The 545-nt window shown below is 35.2% G+C and carries 2 protein-coding genes; both read right to left on the reverse strand.

The window, feature by feature from the left end; all coding sequences use genetic code 11:
• On the reverse strand, positions 1–237 hold a 237-nt coding region (locus ACTHTY_RS11495; RefSeq protein WP_440367745.1), incomplete at its 3' end, for a DUF47 family protein.
• Between the two features lie 25 nt (positions 238–262).
• Positions 263–545, reverse strand: a 283-nt coding sequence (locus ACTHTY_RS11500) for a TIGR00153 family protein (RefSeq protein ID WP_440367746.1), incomplete at its 5' end; no start/stop codon positions are given.

Genomic DNA, 545 nt, shown 5'->3' on the forward strand with positions numbered 1-545 from the left:
GTATAGCATTTTGCGTAATTTAATTTGCATTTGATCCGTATCATCTTCGATAGAATCTAATTCTTGGATCATGGTATTCACTAATTTCAGTTCACGGCCTTTGAAACCGGTTTCAAGTAGTTTATCCATTTCTTCGATTACTAAATGAGCTTGATGAATAGAATCCAAACTACGTTGTACATAATGCAAAAATTCTTCCTGCATTTCTTCAGGAATTCCAAATTGGCGACCAATCATACGACCCGCAATGTCTTTTGCATAGTTAGCTAATTTTATCTTGTTGTGTGACTAATTCGAGTAAATCGGTACGATCAATGGGTAAAAATAAACCGCGAGGCAGTTTCAAACGAATTTCGCGTTTTAAACTATCTGCTTCACGTTCACATTGAGAAATATCTAGACGTGTTTTTTCTGCATCATCCCATTGTTTTACAAAGGTATGTTGGAAGAATGGAATTAATAAATCACAACATTCAGTCACTTTATCAGAATGTTTCTGCAGTGGTTTTAAAGGAGACTGGGCAAATAATCCGAGAATACTATTC

The organism is Neisseria sp. P0019.S002, assembly GCF_051957155.1.
Taxonomy (GTDB): domain Bacteria; phylum Pseudomonadota; class Gammaproteobacteria; order Burkholderiales; family Neisseriaceae; genus Neisseria; species Neisseria perflava.